Source organism: Mycolicibacterium litorale (assembly GCF_010731695.1).
Lineage (GTDB): Bacteria > Actinomycetota > Actinomycetes > Mycobacteriales > Mycobacteriaceae > Mycobacterium > Mycobacterium litorale.
This window is the reverse complement of the sequence record NZ_AP022586.1, coordinates 2,150,015-2,165,200: the sequence shown is the minus strand read 5'-3', so window position 1 is coordinate 2,165,200 and position 15,186 is coordinate 2,150,015. Positions and strand designations below refer to the sequence as shown.

The window sequence follows — 15,186 nt, the reverse complement described above, 5'->3', positions numbered from 1 at the left end:
AAGTTACTACGGTGTCGGCGTCGCCCGCCTGACCTGCGGCGCAGGCTCGGCCGGACCCGCCAGCCAGGGCGGATCGATACCGCGGTCGAGGCGGCCGTCGGCCTTGGCGTCGAGGTAGCGGAAGTAGAGCACCGCGAACACCACCACCATCAGCAGCCCCCACCCGGCGGTGAACCGGAGGTACTCGAGGAACCGCCCGGTGGTCAGCCAGTGCACCAGCAGCCATTTGTCGATGGCCATGAACCCGTAGATGGCCAGCCAGGCCGGCCAATTGCGCAGCACCGAATTGGGCAGCACCACGGTCATCAGGAACGGGAACAGCATCATCGAGTAGTAGCCCTGGCCCAGGGAGAGCACGAGGAACGAGGTGGTCAGCAGCACACCCGAGGACGTCAGCATCCAGAACAGCGGATCTCGGGTGCGGTAGTAGCGGTAGAGCAGGACCAGGCTGCCGATCGCCAGCAGCACGAACGTCAGGCGCAGCAGCAGGATCAGCCACATCGGCAGCCCGTAGTAGATGCCGTTGCCCTCGATGGAGCTGTTGAAGTAGTCGCGCGTGGACAGGATGTAGGGGACCGTCCGGCGGACGAAGTTCATCGGGTCGCTGACCAGCGGCCACGCCGCGAGGTTGAACGCCAGCGGGACGCCGAACGCGGTGACCAGCGCCCGCCACTGCCGGTTGAGCAGCGGCAGCAGCAACAGCGGCGCGAGTGAGGGTTTCACCACCAGGGTCAACCCGATGGCGACCCCGGCCCACCATTCGTGGCTGCGTTTCCCGTCGAGCAGCCACCGGAAGAACAGCACCTCCATCAGCAGCAGGCAGCCGTTGATGTTGGTGAAAACCAGAGTGTTGGTGACCGATTCGGTGCAGAACATCGCCAGCAGCAGCGCCGGCGCGGCGACGGAGGCCAACGTGAAGTTGAACAACCGCAGCATGAAGTAGGCGGCCAGCAGGATCGCGACGGCGTTGAAGAAGATGAACCAGTACCGCGACGCGTCCACGGGCAGGTAGCCGAACGGCGCCAGCAGCAGCGTCCCGCCGGGCGGATACAGGTAGTGCGGGTCGACGTGGTCGAAGTGCTCGTTGTAGATGTCCCAACCGAGCTTGAAGTTCACCACCGCCCGGTACACCGGCCCGAAGTCGTCGGTGATGTAGCCGTTGGTCGCCAGCACGAAGCTGCGGTGGATGATCGACATGATGGCCAACGGCCACAGCACCGACCGCAGCACGGTCGCCGTATCGGGCGGGGACGTGCGAGGACGGAAGGCGTTCAGGAGGCCGGTGCGAAGAGTGTCTGCTGCCGCCACGAGCGAACCGTACACCGGCGCGCATGCGGCCAGACGTCAGGCCGGACAGTACGTGTCGGTCTCCGGCGGCGTGCCGTCGCCGAGGTAATCGATCACCGGCGCCAGTGCGCACGCCGAGTAGACGCTCGCTCCGTGGCCGATGCCCTGCCACATCACCCGCTTGTTGGAGGCGCCGGCGTTGAGGATCGTGGCCGCCACCGCGGCGACGCCTTCGTTGCCGACGATGGGATCGTTCTGCACACCGAGCAGCAGCACCGGCACCGGGAGGTCCTTGGGCTCCGGCGGCGCCGACCCGCTCGGCCAGTTCAGGCACGTGACCAGATCGAGCGCACCGACGACGCCGAACTGCGGGTACTGCTTGCCCCAGGCGACGACCAACTCACGCACCCGGTCGGGAGTCGGGCGGTTCAGCGCGTCACTGCAGGAGTTCACGAACTGCCCGTCGGTCTGGCGCAGGGTCTCGGCGTCGGTGATCAGCGCCGTCAGCCGGGCGGTGTCGCCGGACGCGGCGCCGGCCAGCGCCGCGCCGAGATCGTTGATGGGCGCGACACCGTCGCCGCGCGGGAAGGCCAGCGCGGTGGAGATCGCGTCGGCCACGGCGGCCACCGATGCGCCGCCGGGGCCGTTGCCTGCGCGCGCCTCGGAGAGCAGTCCGTCGACGACGCCCTTCGGTTCGGGCGCCGCCGGGCAGCCGATCGCCACACATTGACCGGCCCACGCGTCGAGCGCGGCCTGCTCACCCCGGACGCGCTGTTCGGCGGCGGCCTCGGCGCCGATCGCCAGCGGCAGCGGCGAGTCGAGCGCGAGGCGGGCCACCTTGTTGGGGTGCGAGCCGGCGTAGGCGAGCGCCACCTGGGCGCCGTTGCCGATCCCCAGCAACGCCAGTGCGGGCACGTCCCAGGTGCTGCGCAACCGCTCGAGGTCCTCGGCGGCGTGGGCGTTGTCGTAGGCCGAGTCGCCGGGGGCGATGGTGTCGGTGCAACTCGTGGTCGCCGTCATCGTGATCGCGCCGAGGTTGGCGACCGGATCGTCGCCGTAGGCGAACTGGGCCTGTTCGATCATCTCCTGGCGGTCGTAGAGGTCGCGGCACTCCAGCGCGCCGGACATCCCGATGCCGCGACGATCCACGGCGACGATCGGATGCTTGTCGAGCAGCGCCTGCGAACGTGCCAGCCACACCGGGAGCTGCACTGAGGAGGGCTGGTCCGAACCGGTGGTCATCACGACCGGACCGGCGTCGGCCGGGGTTTTCGGCGACGTGGCGCGCACGACGCCGATCGTCACGGTGCCGGTCGCGCCGTCGATGGGGTCGAGGTCGGCGTCGTAGGTGGCGCAGTCGAGCTTCACGCCCGGCACCGGGTCGACGGCCGCGTTGCCGAACACCTCGTCGGTGCAGTTCCGCCACGACAGGTCGTTCTTCGGGACCTCGACCGGCGGCGGCCCGGCCTGCTGCTGGGTGGTCTCGGGCTGACCCTGCGGGCGTGCCCCGTTGTCGGTGGCGAACCGCGGGTTGGCCGCCAGCCCGGGCGCGCAGCCGGCCAGCACCAGCGCGACCGTCGACAGGCTCAGGGCCCGGAGCAGCGGGGGGTGCCGACGCATGCTGACCACAGTAGCGGCGCCGCTACCGGCTCCGGACGTAGCGGCAGTACAGATAGTCGTCGTCCTCGGTGAGCATGCCGAGTACGCCGGGCCCGCCCTCGGCGAGTACACCCAGCAGCGCCGCAGGTCGTCGGGGTAGGCGTAGAAGTCGCCCGCCCGGTCGTCACCGACCGTCTCGATGGGGCCGAGCACTGTGAACTGCGTCCCAGCCGCGGCGTCGGACATAGGAACGATTGCAGCACGTCGCTACGCTGCGGAGCATGCCTGGGTCCAGTGGTGCGCCGAATCAACCGGACCATCTCGTCGACCGGCATCCCAGTGTCACCCCGGAGCGCCTCATCGCCCAGCTGGTGCCGCCGCCGACGTTCACCCACGTCAGCTTCGACAACTACCGGCCCGACCCCGCCGAACCGTCGCAGGCCGCGGCTGTCGACGCCTGTCGCGCCTTCTGCGCCGACGCGGTTGCGCGGCGAGCGGGCAAGAAGAAGCTGTTCGGTAAGCGCGAGGTGCTGCCCGGTGTCGGGGTGTACCTCGACGGCGGGTTCGGGGTGGGCAAGACCCACCTGCTCGCGTCGTCGTACTACGAGCTGCCCGAATCGCAGGCCCATCCGAAGGCGTTCGCGACGTTCGGCGAACTCACCCAGCTGGCCGGCGTCTTCGGGTTCGCCGAGAGCGTGGAGCTGCTCAGCGACTACGTCGTGGTCTGCATCGACGAGTTCGAACTCGACGACCCGGGTAACACCACGCTGATCTCCCGGCTGCTGTCCCAGCTGGTGGAGCGCGGCGTGTCGATCGCGGCGACCTCGAACACACTGCCCGAGCAGCTGGGGGAGGGCCGCTTCGCCGCTCAGGACTTCCTGCGCGAGATCAACACGCTCGCTTCGATTTTCACCACGGTGCGGATCGAGGGCCCCGACTACCGGCACCGCGACCTGCCGCCCGCGCCCGAGCCGCTGACCGATGCCGAGGTCACCGGCCGGGCCGAGGGCACCCCGGGCGCGACCCTCGACGACTTCGACGCGTTGTGCGCGCATCTGGCGACCATGCACCCGTCGCGGTACCTGTCGCTGATCGAGGGCGTCTCGCAGGTCTTCATCACCGGGGTGCACCCGCTCGACGATCAGAGCGTGGCGCTGCGCCTGGTCTCGCTGACCGACCGGCTCTACGACGCGGGTATCCCGGTGGTGGCCTCCGGATCGAAGCTGGACACCATCTTCAGCGAGGAGATGCTCGCCGGCGGGTTCCGCAAGAAGTACCTGCGCGCGACGTCGCGCCTGCTGGCCCTGACCGCGGCGGGGCAGCAGGCCTAGAGCGGGCAGACCATCACGAAGTCGTTCTCCACGCCGTCGCCGAGGCGGAACGTCTTCGTGCCCGTCACCGCGAAGCCGTGTTTGGCGTAGAACCGCTGGGCCCGCCGGTTCTCCTGGTTGACGCCCAGCCAGACGCACCGGTAGCCGGTGTCGCGTGCCAGCGTGAGCGCCTCGGTCATCAGCGCCGGCGATGCGCCGGTGCCGTGGCTCTCGGGCAGCACGTACATCTTGGACAGCTCGATGGCCGGGCGCGGCGACACCGCCTGCTGGACGTCGTCGTCATCAGGCACACCGCGGATCAGCATGGCGTAGCCGAGGATTCGCGTGTCGTCACGGGCGATGAGCACGACGCGGTCGGGATCGGCGAGGTAGTCGGCGAACCGCGTCGCCGAGAGGTTCTCGGCGACGAACGCGGCGACGTTCTCCGCGCTGGCCGACGGTGGGCACGCCAGCGGGAAGGTGCGGGCGGCGACGCCGGCGAGTTCGGCGAGGTCGGCGCTGGAGGCCGGGACTACGTGCAGGCCTACAGATTCCACTGCGCGAGGTGTTGGCCGGTGACCTTGTCGATCAGCACGACATTCGACACCAGGTCGCGGTAGCAGTCCCACCACACGCCGCCGCTGACCGTCGACCCGGCCGGGGCGTTCGTGAGTGCGGCCGACAGGGCGTCGGGGGCGTCGGTGTTGCGGGGTTCGTAGGCGTCGCCGGTCGCGGTGACGCCGCGGAACTGGAACGTGATCGCCATCGCGTAGGGCACCGGCACCTTGATCGGCTGGACCACCACGTTGGCGCGCCACACCTGGTTGCGCGGCGGGCGGGGCGGATATCCGAAGCCCGGCGGGATCGGCGACGGTTCGACGCTGACCACGGTGACGTCGGCGACCAGGCCCTTGAACTCGACCCGCAGCGGTTGACCGATGCGGCCGATGGGCGAGTTCACCGCGACCGCGGGTGCCGCGGTGAGCCCGGCGGCGACGGTCAGCGCGGTGAGCAGCAGCAGGAGCCGGCGCATGGTTTCCCTCCCTAGGTGTGCCTCGCATGATGGCACACCCGGCGGCGGGGCCACACGGGTTCGGCGGTCAGGCGGCCTCCAGGCGCAGCAGCGCCGCCTTGGCGGCGGCTCCGCCGACGTACTGGCCGGCGGTCCCGTCCGAGCGCACGACGCGGTGGCACGGGATCACGACCGGCAGCGGGTTGTGCGCGCAGGCGCTGCCGACGGCGCGTACGGCCCTGGGATTGCCGACGGCGGCCGCGACCGCGGCGTAGCTGGCCCGCTCGCCGTATCCGATCGCGCGCAGCTGCTCCACCACGTTGCGGCGGAACCCGTCGGCCAGCCGCAGGTCCACCGGCACGTCGAAGGAGGTGCGCCGTTTGGCGAAGTACTCGTCGAGCTGTCGTGCCGCGGGGTCGAGCCGCCGCGGGGCGCGCAGGATGCGCGGGCTGATCCTGGCGGCGAGGGTGGTCAGGACGGCGGCGTGGTCCTCGACGTCGTAGGCCACGCGGACGAGGCCGGCGGGGGTGGCGGCCAGCAGCAGCGTCCCCACCGGGGTGTCGACGGTCCGGTAGGCGACGTCGAGCACGCCGTCGGCGTCGGCGTCGGCGGCCAGCCGGTCGTGCAGGCGGGCGAGCGTGGCGTCGTCGGCGAGCGGATGGAACATGTCGGCGGTCATGGGAGGGACTCCTCACGGTAGAGCGAGCGCAGCTTCTTGAGGCCGTCGGCGCAGGCGCGCCGCGCGGCGTCGGGGGAGTTGCCGAGCAGGCCGGCGATCTCGGCGAACGGCAGCCCCGCGATGTGGTGGTAGGCGACGGCCTGGCGCTGTTTGGTGGGCAGTGCTTCCAGAGCCGCCCACAACTCGGGGTGTCCGTCTGCGGGGTCGCCGCGGACGGCCGGGCGTTCGGGCACGGCGTCGACCGGCGCCGGGCGCCGGGCGTTGGCGCGGCCGACGTCGAGGGCCCGGCGGTGGGCGATGGTCACCAGCCAGGCCTCGACGTTGGCGTCGGCCGGCAGGTCCGGATAGGCCCGCAGTGCCGAAAGGAAGGTCTCCGACCACGCGTCCTCGGCGTCGACGGGTCCGATGACGGCGCGACACACCCGCAGCACGGTCGGTCCGTGTTCGGCCACCACGTCTTCGAACGGTCGCATCGTCACATCTTGTAGACGCCGCGGCCGGCCGCGATGTGAGATCAGTCCTTCTTCGTCACCGTGATCGAGTCGAGCAGCCCCATCAGATCCGTCTGAGCCCGGTCCTTGTCCACGCCGAGGCGGTGGAGCGGGCCGTCGGCGTCCTCGGACTCCAGCAGGGCCAGCAGGAGGTGCTCGGTGCCGATGTAGTTGTGTCCGAGGCGCAACGCCTCTCGGAACGTCAGCTCGAGGACCTTCTTCGCCGGGCCGTTGAACGGGACCAGGTCCAGCGTTTCACCGTCGGTGGCTGGGCGCAGCGCCACGGCGGACCGCAGCCCGTCGGGGGTGACACCCTGGGCCGCGAGCAGCGCGACGGCGAGCGATTCGGTGTCGACGAGCAGGCCGAGCAGCAGGTGGTCGGGGGAGATCTCCGAGTGTCGGGCGTCGCGGGCTGCGTTCTGGGCGTGCACCACCGCGGCGCGCGCCCGCGGGGTGAAACGGGCGAAGCCCTGGTTCGGGTCGAGTGGTTCGGTGTCGGCCTTCGGGACGAACCGTTTCTGCGCGGCCTGCTTGGTCACGCCCATGCACTTGCCGATGTCGGTCCAGGACGCTCCCGAGCGGCGAGCCTGGTCGACGAAGTGGCCGATCAGGTGGTCGGCGACGTCGCCGAGGGCTTCGGCGGCGAGGACGGCGTCGGTGAGCTGTTCGAGCGGTTCACTGTGGACGGTCTTGATGGCGTCGATGAGGTCGTCGAGCCGGACGGGGTGAGCAATGCGGTTTGCCATGCGTCAACTGTAAGTTGACGATCCGGTTGCGTCAACGTCTGGTTGACGGCGTGGTGGCTTTAGCTGCGCACGTAGCCGCGCCGGACCGCGCGGTCGAGGATGCCGAGCGTCGCGCGCAGCGCACTCTCGCTGATGACGGGGAAGATGCCGGCCGCCCGCCACTTGTCGTCGATCTGCGACCAGTCATAGAACGAGGTGACGACGGTGCCGTCCGCGGTGGGCTCGAGGGTGTACCCGTAGATGTGCCCGATCTGGGGGCGGATCTGCCCGAGGATCGTCCAGGCGATGCGCCGATGGGGTTCGAACTCGCGGATTTCCACGGTCACTTCGTATTTCCCCATGGGGAAATCGTTGAGCGCCTCCCGGTCCATGTGGACGACGAAGGTGTCGCCGACCGCGGAAACCGGCTGCCCGTCGGCGTCCTGCAGCATGCCCGAGGCGTCGATCGCGACATGTCCCTGCGGGTCGCAGAGCACTCCGAAGATCGCTTCGGGGGCGGCGGCGATCACGCGCTGGACTTCGATGCGGTCGGTCATGCCGTCGATCGTGTCAGTGGGGCACTGCCGGTGGCCGTGTTTTGAAAGTTTGCCGTGCGGGGTACGCGTGATTGGTATGACGAACCTTCACGATCTACCGACCGGCGGACACCGTCCGCCGAGTCTGCGTCGCTCGGTAGCGTTCATCCACGAGAACGCCGACAGTGACATCGGACTCAGTGAGATCGCGGCGGCGGCCAACCTGACACCTCGGGCGGTCCAGTACATGTACCGCAGGCACCTCGGCGTGACGCCGTTGGAGTACCTGCGCAGAGTGCGTTTGGACCGTGCGCATCGGGATCTGCAGGCCGCCGACCCCACCGTCGACACCGTCAACTCGATCGCAGGCCGGTGGGGCTTCGCGCACGCAGGGCGTTTCAGCGTCGCGTACCGCCGGGTGTTCGGCACCCAGCCCAGTGCCACGCTGCGCACCACTCGGCAGCGCGATGACCGCGAGGCTCGCCGCGGCGCGTAGCCATTTGCTCGTGCATTGTCGCGGGTTTGAGCGCGGGGTGGGGAACGTAGCGCGAACCGATCCCCGCGCTGCGGCGTCCGCCGTCCTCCGAAGACGTGCCGCCCGAGCGAATCTGGCGAATTCCCTAACTCTCGACGAGCCGTATTCGCGCTTTTCCACTCGCTGCCCATTTGGTACGAGTGTGCCTACGCGGCCGTTCTTCGCTGCTAGGGTTCGCGCACAAGTGATCATGATCGGGGATGCGAATCCCGCCGGGCGATAGGAGGCCGATGATGGGGCGTATCGATGCGCTGGCGGGCAGGACGAAGAAGCTGGTGGTGGTCGCGACCGGGACGCTGGCGGTGGCCGGAGCGTTTCTGGCGCTTGGCGCAGGCACCGCGAACGCGGACGTGATCGACATCGGTGGCAAGCCGAATCCGACGTTCGACGCCAACCCGGCCCCGGAGGGCGGTGTCCGCACGACCGGTAAGGGCGTGGCGAACGCCGGCCCGTCCGACGTGCGCCGCTCATCGAAGGGCGAGCCGCTGCCTCCGTCGGGTGGCGTGGTGAAGGACAGCCTCCGCGCGGTGCCGTCGATCACCGGGGGTATCGGTCCCTACATCGGGACGGGGCCCGCACGCAACGGGCCGGGCATGGCCAGCTGGTAGCTGGTCGGCCGGTCGGCCGGTGACGGGAAAGCCGCTGCGCGAGGTGCGCAGCGGCTTTTTTTCTGCCACGGTGCGGCCTCGCCGGGCTTCGCTGCTGAACCCACGAGAACCTGTCCATCACATGCCCGCCGTGGGGCGGATGAAACCCGCTTGGGCCCGTTGACACGCCTGTCATGGTGTCTGCGCGACTTTCCGACGGCACCCGACCCAATGGCCCCGGAATGGTTTTCCCGGCGGGAGAAGCGCGTGAAGCCCGACTTGCCCGAGAAACAGCGACGGCCCGGTGGATGCCGGGCCGGAGCTGAGAATGTGGTGCGCGATACTGGGATTGAACCAGTGACCTCTTCCGTGTCAGGGAAGCGCTCTCCCGCTGAGCTAATCGCGCCGGGATCCTACGTCGGAGGTGGAGACGGGAATCGAACCCGTGTGCACGGCTTTGCAGGCCGTTGCCTCACCACTCGGCCACTCCACCGCTGGGGTTGATGCCTTTGCACCTCGAGCGGATGACGGGATTCGAACCCGCGACCCTCACCTTGGCAAGGTGATGCGCTACCAACTGCGCTACATCCGCATGCTCCGGGCGAGATCGTCGCCCGTTGCGATGCAGAACGATAGTGCACGCATGCCTGGCCACACAAATCCCTTCGGCCGCACTGGTCCCGAGGCCGGCCGGTGCGCCGATTTCGACACCTGGGTCGCGATGTGCCGCCGGCGGCAGCCCTGGTGCGGAAGTCGACGGCCGATACGGAAGTGAGCAGCGGATTCCTGTCCGCCCGTGAGCTCGTGCTAGTCTTCGACGTCGTTCGGCCCACTCGTCGGGGCCGATCCCACCAGGTCCCGTAGCTCAGTGGGAGAGCGTCCGCCTCACACGCGGAAGGTCGCTGGTTCGAAACCAGCCGGGACCACCACCATGAGTCACGCCTGACCGTCGTGACGCCCACTTTTTGCCAACGCAATCTGTTTGCCGGGCTTCGGCAACTGACCACCGCAACGGGATCAGCGGCCGTTACGATTCGGACATGCCGGAACCGACCGCCGATGATGCGGCCTCAACCCATGACACGCGTACGCCCAACTCGGGAGTGACGACCTCTCGCCGCGGTAATCCCGTACCGTCGCAACGAAATTCGAGATTGGCGCTGGCGGCGCTGGTGCTTTCGGTGATCGCGGTGTGCCTCGCGGCCTACGCGGCGCTCAAGCCGACTGAATCCGCACCGGCGCAGAACACGGATTCCGCGCAGCCTGCCGATTCGGCGCAGCAACCCGACGAAGCGAAGAAGACGGTCTGCTCGGCGGTGGAGACCGTCCGCAAAGGCGTCAGTCTCAATACGAACCTCGCCGTGCCAGGCGGGCCGGCCGACGTCGCCGGGAATCTGGCCGTCGCCGCCAACGCGCGGCTCTCGCTGTCCGAGGGCGGCCACTATCTGCTCGCGCGCCTGAGCCCGTCCACGCCGGACGAACTGCACGACGCGGTGCAGCGCTTCGCGAACGTGCTGCTCGACATCGGCGCCAATGCCACTGCCGGCCTGCCGATTTCGGACCCCGACCAGGCGGCGCGGTTACGTGACGCCGACGCGATCAGTAAGTCCATCACCCCGCTCTGCGCCTGACGAACGATAGTCCCCGGGGCCTGAGGGCCCCGGGGACTATCGTGTGTCGCCTCAGCGACAGCTGTCACGCACCGGCGTCGCCGGCCGGCGTTCCGGTGCCGTTGTCGCCGCTGGCACCGCTCGCGCCGCCGATCCCGCCGGCGCCACCGGCACCGCCCGAACCGGGGTTGGCTTCGGCGTCATCGGTGCCCGTGGCGTCGCCGCCGTCGCCACCGTCGCCGCCTTCGCTGCCGAGCCAGCCACCCATGCCGCCGTCTCCACCGTTGCCGCCGTTCGCGGAGTCCGCTTCATCGTCGCTGCCCGTGACGGCGTTGCCGCCGTCAGCGCCGTTGCCACCGGGGCCGCTGACGATCGTCCGGCCGCCTGCGCCGCCGTCACCGGCCGTCGCGGTGTTGTCGTCCGAGACGGCGTCGCCACCGGTACCGCCGTCGCCGCCGGTGCCCACATCGGACGTGCCACCGTCGCCTCCAGCGCCGCCGGTCGCGTTGCCGTTGTCGGCTACTGCGTCGCCGCCGGCCCCGCCGGTACCGCCATTGCCGACGATGCCTTGGCCACCGGCTCCGCCGGCGCCACCGACCGCGGCGTCGGTCGCGTCGTCACCGCCGGTCGTGGCGTTGCCGCCCGCGCCGCCGTCAGCGGCGTCGCCGACCAGCGATGCATCGCCGCCGATACCGCCACGGCCGCCGGTCGCCGTGCCGTCGATGGACGAGGCCGAGCCGCCGGCACCACCTGTGGCGCCGTTACCGAAGAACAACCCTCCGCGGCCGCCGTTACCGCCGGCAGCCCCGGTCGCGTTGCCGAGTTCTCCTGTTCCGCCTACGCCCGCGCGAAGATCCGAACCGCCGATACCGCCGGCACCGCCGCTGCCGAACAACTCCCCGCCGTCGCCACCGTTCGCGCCGGCGGTCGCGGCGAGGAAGTCGTCATCATCGTCGATGTCGCCGTCGCCGTCGGTGTCGTAGTAGCCGGCTGCGAGGCCGTCACCGCCTGCGCCGCCGTTGCCGAACAGCAGTCCGCCGTTGCCGCCCGGGGTCGCCGGGTGGAAGACGCCGTCCTCGTCGACGTAGGCATCCTGGCCGGGAAGGCCGTCACCGATCAGCAGGCCACCGGGCCCGATGAGGCCGAAGAACGACCCGCCGGCGGGGTTGAAGTTCAGGGCTGCCGCGTTGAACAGCGTGCCGCTGTCCGCGCCGGCCTCGTCACTGCAGAACAGACCCTCGATGCAGGGCAGCGGCGCCTGGGGGAGGAAGCTGCCGGTGGAGGTCAGCGTGTAGGCGATGGTCTTGGTCTCGATCGTCGTCGCCGAATCGGACTCGAGTGCGGTCAGTGGCGACGGTCCGCCGGGCTGGGTCAGCAGAACCGCGGCGCCACCCGCAAGCGCAACGCCCCCCATCATGAACGGCATGACCGGCCACCGCCGACCCCGGCCGGTCGATGCGCCTCCGCGCGGCGCGTCTTTCCGATGTTTGGACATGTGAATCCCCCTTGGATCAACCGGCAGAAAGCCATAAGTCCCAGCAACGTAACACCGCGGTTACCAAAAAGGTACGGGTCACGCGGATTTACATGCCCGTAAATGTTGCACACACAATAATGACGCCGGGGAAAGTGTTTTCTTGTGCATCGATTCTCACAGCTGTCGTGCAAATCCAGCGAAGCGGCAGGACGGCCTTCGCGCGGTGATGTCGCAGCTCAGGCGGCGCATACTGGCAGCATCCGGTACTTCTCCTCAAAGCGGCCTGTGCGTCGCGCAGCGAACATTCAGGGCCGTCACAGGCTCATCGGCGATACGGCCAATTCGAGCGAGATCGCCCGCCGGCATTGTCCGGAAAGGCTCGACTGTCGTGGCGGACAATACTTGCGCAAACATCATTTGAGGAGAATCGCGGTGATCATCCGCGTCGTCACCTACACCAACGATGCCGCCGCATGAGCTCGCTGGGACACGAGACTGAAGCCACGCAGGCGATGTGCGAGAGCCATGCTGCGTGAGTTCAGTCTCGCGGCGAACAACTGTCGTCACTCGACTCCGGTGTCGCCTCCGGTGTCGCCTCCGGTGTCACCGCTGGTGTCCGCACCGGCCTCGCCGACGTCACCGGCCTCGCCCGCGTCGCCGGCCTCCGCCTCGGGGGCGTCCGTGCCGGCCTCCGGCTCGCTCACCTCATCCGCATCGTCACCCTCGGCGACGTCGTCGGCACCGTCGACGGCCTCCACCTCATCGGCGGGGTCGACCTCCTCGAGCTCCGCGCCGTCCGAGCCCTGCTGCTCGTCGCCGTCCGCGGCCGGTTCCTGCGCGTCGTCGGCCGGCGCATCCGGCGTGGAATCGACCTCGCCGGCCTCGACACCGAAGCGCTGCGTGTCCGCCCCGGCAGTGACGACCTCGCCGTCACCCTCGAGCTCACCGTCCGCGTCGACCTCGACGTCGGCGTCCACGTCAGCGTCCACATCAGCGTCCACATCCACCTCGAGGTCGAGGTCGATGCCCAGCCCGACGGCGAGGTGATTGATCAGCGCCCGCACCGATGCGGCGAAGTCGACGTCCGGCAGGTCGGGCAGCGGCAGGCCGGCCCCGGCGAACAGTGCCGCGGTCAGTCCGTTCACCAACGAGACCCCTCCGGCGACCCCGACGTCGACGAGCACGTCGTCGAGGACGAACTTCCACGCGATCGCCTCGCCCAGGCCGCGGAGCCCGGCGTCGATCCCTACGGAGATGTCACCGACCAGCTCGACGACGGCTTCGGGCGCACCCAGCGCGCCCAGCAGCGCGCCGGTGATGTCGGCCCGCAGTCCCACGCCGGCCTCGGCCAGCGCCCTCGCAAGGTCGCCGATCACCGTGACGCCCAGCTCCACCGCATCGCCCGCGGTGAGCAACCCACCGTTGATGCCGTCGGCGAAGAGCTCCGCCAGCTCACCGAGCGCCAGCACCACATCGCCGCCGTCGATGTCCGGCAGGTCCGCCGTGCCGCCCAGCAGCGCGACGAGGCTCCCGGTCACACCGTTGGTCAGCGCGATACCGCCCGTCGCCACCAGGTCGACCAGCAGGTCGTCCAGCGTGGCCTTCCAGGTGACCGCCGCGCCCGCGCCGATGAACCCGGTCGAGATCAGGTCGCCGATATCGCCGATGGCCGCACCGATCGCGGCCGACAGGTCGGCGGCCACGTCGCCTTCCGGCGTGATCGCGGCCAGGAGGCTCACCAGCGCGCCGGTGACCGCGTCCACCCCGTCGACTGCGGCGGTCGAGGCGGCCAGCGCGATCTCGGCGACCAGTGCGGCACCCAGGTCGACGGCACCGTTGAGCGCCGCGATGCCGCCGTTGATGTCGTAGGCGATGGCGTTGATGAGGTCCGCGAAGGACGCGGCGATCTCCTCGGCGTCGAGGTCGACATCGAGCTCGAGCCGCAGGCTGGCCCCCAACCGTGCGAGAAGGTTGACGAGGTCGCTGTTGAACCGGAACACGCCGTCGAGGTCGAAATCGATCACCGCCCTCGCCGCGGCTTCGAGTTCCGCCGGGTCGAACGGCAGCGCCAGGGCCGCCAGAAGTGGCGTCGGTGTCGGGGCGCTCACCTCGTACGCGGTGGAGCGGGCCTCGGCAGGAGCGGGTGTGACGAACGTCCCGACCAGCGCGGTGGCGCCGAGGACGGCGATTCCACCCGTGATGGCCGGTCGCAACGACCCGCGCCTGCCCCGTGCACGTCGCCGCGGCGAATTTGCTGAGGCGCCCGCCCCGTGCGAGATGTGCACGCCGGGCGTCATGTCGGCAGCAACTGTCGACGTTGCAGTTTTCGCACGACGGTGCCGACCGGTGATCCGCCCGGAGCGACGGCGTGAGCGGCCGTCGGCCACCTCTTCCCGCGCAAACTCAGTTCCGAAAGACTCGGCAGTATGTTCCGACATCGTGGCCCCCCTCATCAGTTAGGTATGGTCCCCCGACCACCTAAGATGCGAGAACCATAACCTATGAGGAGCCTTAAAATCGCCTGAGTCGTTGAAAATAGAGCAAATTTTTTTCCCGGGCGTGTCACACCGCCGCGGGGCACGTTCCGAGGGGTGGTCTCAGCGGCGCCGGCGCCACACGATGAGCGCCACCAGGAGAGCCACGGCGACGGCCACCACGGGGACGGTCTTCTGCGGATTATCGGTCACTACATGCTGCGCGGTTTGCGCTTTGACCGCGACGCGCTGCTTGGTCTCGTCGACCTTGTCCTTGGCCTGCTGCTTGACGTCGAGTTTGGCGGACAGTGCCTCGACCGTCTCGCCGAGCTGTTGACGCGTGGCTTCGATATCGGCCTCGATGTCTTCCACGCCGGCGTCCGGGCCGGGTTCGGGGCGGTCGGGTGCGGTCATGACGCTCGGTCCTTTACCTCTTGGATGTCGGCCTTCACCGTTTCCACGGTTCGGGGGGCCGCCGGGGTGACTTCCTCGGCCTGCTTTTTGCTCACCGTCGCCGCGACACCGGCGACGACGAACAACACCAGTGCGACGATCAGGGCCGATGCCCACACGGGAAGCACCAGCGACAGCGCGGCCACCGCGGCGGCGATCACCGTCGCCAACCCGAGAAATGCGAAAATGCCTGCCACGCTGAGCAATCCGGCACCAATGCCGGCGTGCTTCGCTGATTCTTGGAATTCCTTCTGGGCCAACCGCAATTCGTCGCGCACCAACCGCGACGTCTGGGCGGACAGTTGACTCATCAGCTCTCCGAGCGACGCGTCGGCGCCCGGCTTCGATTCGAGACTCATCACGCACCAACCCTCTGTGTTGCCTGTGTGAGGATGTGGTGCCCCGCGTCCG

Annotated in this window: 17 protein-coding genes and 4 tRNA genes; 6 read left to right on the top strand and 15 right to left on the bottom strand. The window is 69.3% G+C overall.

All coding sequences use genetic code 11. The features are described 5' to 3' along the window. Positions 1 to 6: 6 nt before the first annotated feature. Together aftC and G6N30_RS10130 are read right to left on the bottom strand one after the other, a co-directional pair. A complete protein-coding gene (aftC, locus tag G6N30_RS10135) occupies positions 7 to 1,323 on the bottom strand; it encodes an arabinofuranan 3-O-arabinosyltransferase (protein WP_134052395.1) in 1,317 nt (438 codons plus the stop codon). Positions 1,324 to 1,344: 21 nt separating this feature from the next. Continuing rightward, positions 1,345 to 2,907, bottom strand: coding sequence for an alpha/beta hydrolase (locus tag G6N30_RS10130; RefSeq protein WP_134052393.1), 1,563 nt, complete (start codon positions 2,905 to 2,907; stop codon positions 1,345 to 1,347). Between G6N30_RS10130 and G6N30_RS10125 the strand changes: the two genes are divergently transcribed. Both G6N30_RS10125 and zapE read left to right on the top strand, forming a co-directional pair. Beyond that, on the top strand, positions 2,906 to 3,046 hold the full coding sequence (locus G6N30_RS10125; RefSeq protein ID WP_163687497.1) for a hypothetical protein: 141 nt from the start codon (positions 2,906 to 2,908) through the stop codon (positions 3,044 to 3,046). The genes G6N30_RS10130 and G6N30_RS10125 overlap by 2 nt on opposite strands. 121 nt (positions 3,047 to 3,167) lie before the next feature. Further along, positions 3,168 to 4,217 carry a cell division protein ZapE gene (gene zapE / locus G6N30_RS10120; RefSeq protein ID WP_134052391.1) on the top strand — a complete coding sequence of 350 codons (1,050 nt, stop codon included), beginning with the start codon at positions 3,168 to 3,170 and terminating at the stop codon, positions 4,215 to 4,217. On the opposite strand, the gene G6N30_RS10115 is transcribed toward zapE, so the two are convergent. The 6 genes from G6N30_RS10115 to G6N30_RS10090 form a co-directional block, all read right to left on the bottom strand. Beyond that, positions 4,214 to 4,753 (bottom strand): GNAT family N-acetyltransferase, encoded by a 540-nt coding sequence (locus G6N30_RS10115; RefSeq protein WP_134052389.1) that lies wholly within the window; start codon positions 4,751 to 4,753, stop codon positions 4,214 to 4,216. The two genes, zapE and G6N30_RS10115, sit on opposite strands and share 4 nt — an antisense overlap. After that, positions 4,741 to 5,229: a hypothetical protein gene (locus G6N30_RS10110; RefSeq protein WP_134052387.1), complete on the bottom strand. Its 489-nt coding sequence runs from the start codon at positions 5,227 to 5,229 to the stop codon at positions 4,741 to 4,743. The genes G6N30_RS10115 and G6N30_RS10110 overlap by 13 nt, the downstream gene beginning before the upstream one ends. A gap of 67 nt (positions 5,230 to 5,296) precedes the next feature. Beyond that, the gene (locus tag G6N30_RS10105) at positions 5,297 to 5,887 is read right to left on the bottom strand and encodes a methylated-DNA--[protein]-cysteine S-methyltransferase (RefSeq protein WP_134052385.1); all 591 of its coding nucleotides are present in this window, start codon (positions 5,885 to 5,887) and stop codon (positions 5,297 to 5,299) included. Further along, entirely contained in the window at positions 5,884 to 6,360 is a 477-nt protein-coding gene (locus G6N30_RS10100) for an RNA polymerase sigma factor (RefSeq protein WP_134052384.1), read from the bottom strand. The genes G6N30_RS10105 and G6N30_RS10100 overlap by 4 nt, the downstream gene beginning before the upstream one ends. A 41-nt stretch (positions 6,361 to 6,401) precedes the next feature. Next, entirely contained in the window at positions 6,402 to 7,124 is a 723-nt protein-coding gene (locus G6N30_RS10095; RefSeq protein WP_134052382.1) for a Clp protease N-terminal domain-containing protein, read from the bottom strand. A 59-nt stretch (positions 7,125 to 7,183) separates the two neighbouring features. After that, complete coding sequence (locus tag G6N30_RS10090) at positions 7,184 to 7,660, bottom strand: SRPBCC family protein (protein WP_134052380.1); 477 nt, start codon at positions 7,658 to 7,660, stop codon at positions 7,184 to 7,186. A 76-nt stretch (positions 7,661 to 7,736) separates the two neighbouring features. Here G6N30_RS10090 and G6N30_RS10085 point away from each other — a divergent pair, with 76 nt between their 5' ends. Together G6N30_RS10085 and G6N30_RS10080 are read left to right on the top strand one after the other, a co-directional pair. Next, on the top strand, positions 7,737 to 8,135 hold the full coding sequence (locus G6N30_RS10085) for a helix-turn-helix transcriptional regulator (RefSeq protein ID WP_134052378.1): 399 nt from the start codon (positions 7,737 to 7,739) through the stop codon (positions 8,133 to 8,135). A gap of 272 nt (positions 8,136 to 8,407) precedes the next feature. Continuing rightward, complete coding sequence (locus tag G6N30_RS10080) at positions 8,408 to 8,782, top strand: hypothetical protein (protein ID WP_234880093.1); 375 nt, start codon at positions 8,408 to 8,410, stop codon at positions 8,780 to 8,782. A 310-nt stretch (positions 8,783 to 9,092) separates the two neighbouring features. Here G6N30_RS10080 and G6N30_RS10075 read toward each other — a convergent pair. From G6N30_RS10075 to G6N30_RS10065, 3 genes are all read right to left on the bottom strand, one after another. Further along, positions 9,093 to 9,167: transfer RNA gene (locus tag G6N30_RS10075), tRNA-Val, on the bottom strand. A 16-nt stretch (positions 9,168 to 9,183) separates the two neighbouring features. After that, positions 9,184 to 9,254, bottom strand: a tRNA-Cys gene (locus G6N30_RS10070). 26 nt (positions 9,255 to 9,280) lie between these two features. Next, positions 9,281 to 9,353: transfer RNA gene (locus G6N30_RS10065), tRNA-Gly, on the bottom strand. A 262-nt stretch (positions 9,354 to 9,615) separates the two neighbouring features. Between G6N30_RS10065 and G6N30_RS10060 the strand changes: the two genes are divergently transcribed. Together G6N30_RS10060 and G6N30_RS10055 are read left to right on the top strand one after the other, a co-directional pair. Then, positions 9,616 to 9,690: transfer RNA gene (locus G6N30_RS10060), tRNA-Val, on the top strand. A 111-nt stretch (positions 9,691 to 9,801) separates the two neighbouring features. Beyond that, positions 9,802 to 10,392, top strand: a complete 591-nt coding sequence (locus tag G6N30_RS10055) for a hypothetical protein (protein ID WP_234880092.1) — start codon at positions 9,802 to 9,804, stop codon at positions 10,390 to 10,392. Positions 10,393 to 10,456: 64 nt separating this feature from the next. Here G6N30_RS10055 and G6N30_RS10050 read toward each other — a convergent pair whose 3' ends face one another. From G6N30_RS10050 to G6N30_RS10035, 4 genes are all read right to left on the bottom strand, one after another. Next, complete coding sequence (locus G6N30_RS10050) at positions 10,457 to 11,797, bottom strand: hypothetical protein (RefSeq protein WP_134052374.1); 1,341 nt, start codon at positions 11,795 to 11,797, stop codon at positions 10,457 to 10,459. 614 nt (positions 11,798 to 12,411) lie between these two features. After that, positions 12,412 to 14,061 (bottom strand): ICP22 family protein, encoded by a 1,650-nt coding sequence (locus G6N30_RS10045; RefSeq protein ID WP_234880091.1) that lies wholly within the window; start codon positions 14,059 to 14,061, stop codon positions 12,412 to 12,414. 384 nt (positions 14,062 to 14,445) lie between these two features. Further along, positions 14,446 to 14,736, bottom strand: a complete 291-nt coding sequence (locus tag G6N30_RS10040; protein ID WP_134052370.1) for a DUF3618 domain-containing protein — start codon at positions 14,734 to 14,736, stop codon at positions 14,446 to 14,448. Further along, on the bottom strand, positions 14,733 to 15,134 hold the full coding sequence (locus G6N30_RS10035; protein ID WP_179965573.1) for a phage holin family protein: 402 nt from the start codon (positions 15,132 to 15,134) through the stop codon (positions 14,733 to 14,735). The genes G6N30_RS10040 and G6N30_RS10035 overlap by 4 nt, the downstream gene beginning before the upstream one ends. Positions 15,135 to 15,186: the final 52 nt, after the last annotated feature.

What these genes read in the sequence shown, in the direction of transcription:
- G6N30_RS10125 (WP_163687497.1), top strand. Translation starts at nt 2,906, where the DNA reads ATGCTGACCACAGTAGCGGCGCCGCTACCGGCTCCGGACGTAGCGGCA.
- G6N30_RS10130 (WP_134052393.1), bottom strand. Translation starts at nt 2,907, where the DNA reads ATGCGTCGGCACCCCCCGCTGCTCCGGGCCCTGAGCCTGTCGACGGTC.
- zapE (WP_134052391.1), top strand. Translation starts at nt 3,168, where the DNA reads ATGCCTGGGTCCAGTGGTGCGCCGAATCAACCGGACCATCTCGTCGAC.
- G6N30_RS10110 (WP_134052387.1), bottom strand. Translation starts at nt 5,229, where the DNA reads ATGCGCCGGCTCCTGCTGCTGCTCACCGCGCTGACCGTCGCCGCCGGG.
- G6N30_RS10105 (WP_134052385.1), bottom strand. Translation starts at nt 5,887, where the DNA reads ATGACCGCCGACATGTTCCATCCGCTCGCCGACGACGCCACGCTCGCC.
- G6N30_RS10100 (WP_134052384.1), bottom strand. Translation starts at nt 6,360, where the DNA reads ATGCGACCGTTCGAAGACGTGGTGGCCGAACACGGACCGACCGTGCTG.
- G6N30_RS10095 (WP_134052382.1), bottom strand. Translation starts at nt 7,124, where the DNA reads ATGGCAAACCGCATTGCTCACCCCGTCCGGCTCGACGACCTCATCGAC.
- G6N30_RS10090 (WP_134052380.1), bottom strand. Translation starts at nt 7,660, where the DNA reads ATGACCGACCGCATCGAAGTCCAGCGCGTGATCGCCGCCGCCCCCGAA.
- G6N30_RS10085 (WP_134052378.1), top strand. Translation starts at nt 7,737, where the DNA reads ATGACGAACCTTCACGATCTACCGACCGGCGGACACCGTCCGCCGAGT.
- G6N30_RS10080 (WP_234880093.1), top strand. Translation starts at nt 8,408, where the DNA reads ATGGGGCGTATCGATGCGCTGGCGGGCAGGACGAAGAAGCTGGTGGTG.
- G6N30_RS10055 (WP_234880092.1), top strand. Translation starts at nt 9,802, where the DNA reads ATGCCGGAACCGACCGCCGATGATGCGGCCTCAACCCATGACACGCGT.
- G6N30_RS10050 (WP_134052374.1), bottom strand. Translation starts at nt 11,797, where the DNA reads ATGCCGTTCATGATGGGGGGCGTTGCGCTTGCGGGTGGCGCCGCGGTT.
- G6N30_RS10040 (WP_134052370.1), bottom strand. Translation starts at nt 14,736, where the DNA reads ATGACCGCACCCGACCGCCCCGAACCCGGCCCGGACGCCGGCGTGGAA.
- G6N30_RS10035 (WP_179965573.1), bottom strand. Translation starts at nt 15,134, where the DNA reads ATGAGTCTCGAATCGAAGCCGGGCGCCGACGCGTCGCTCGGAGAGCTG.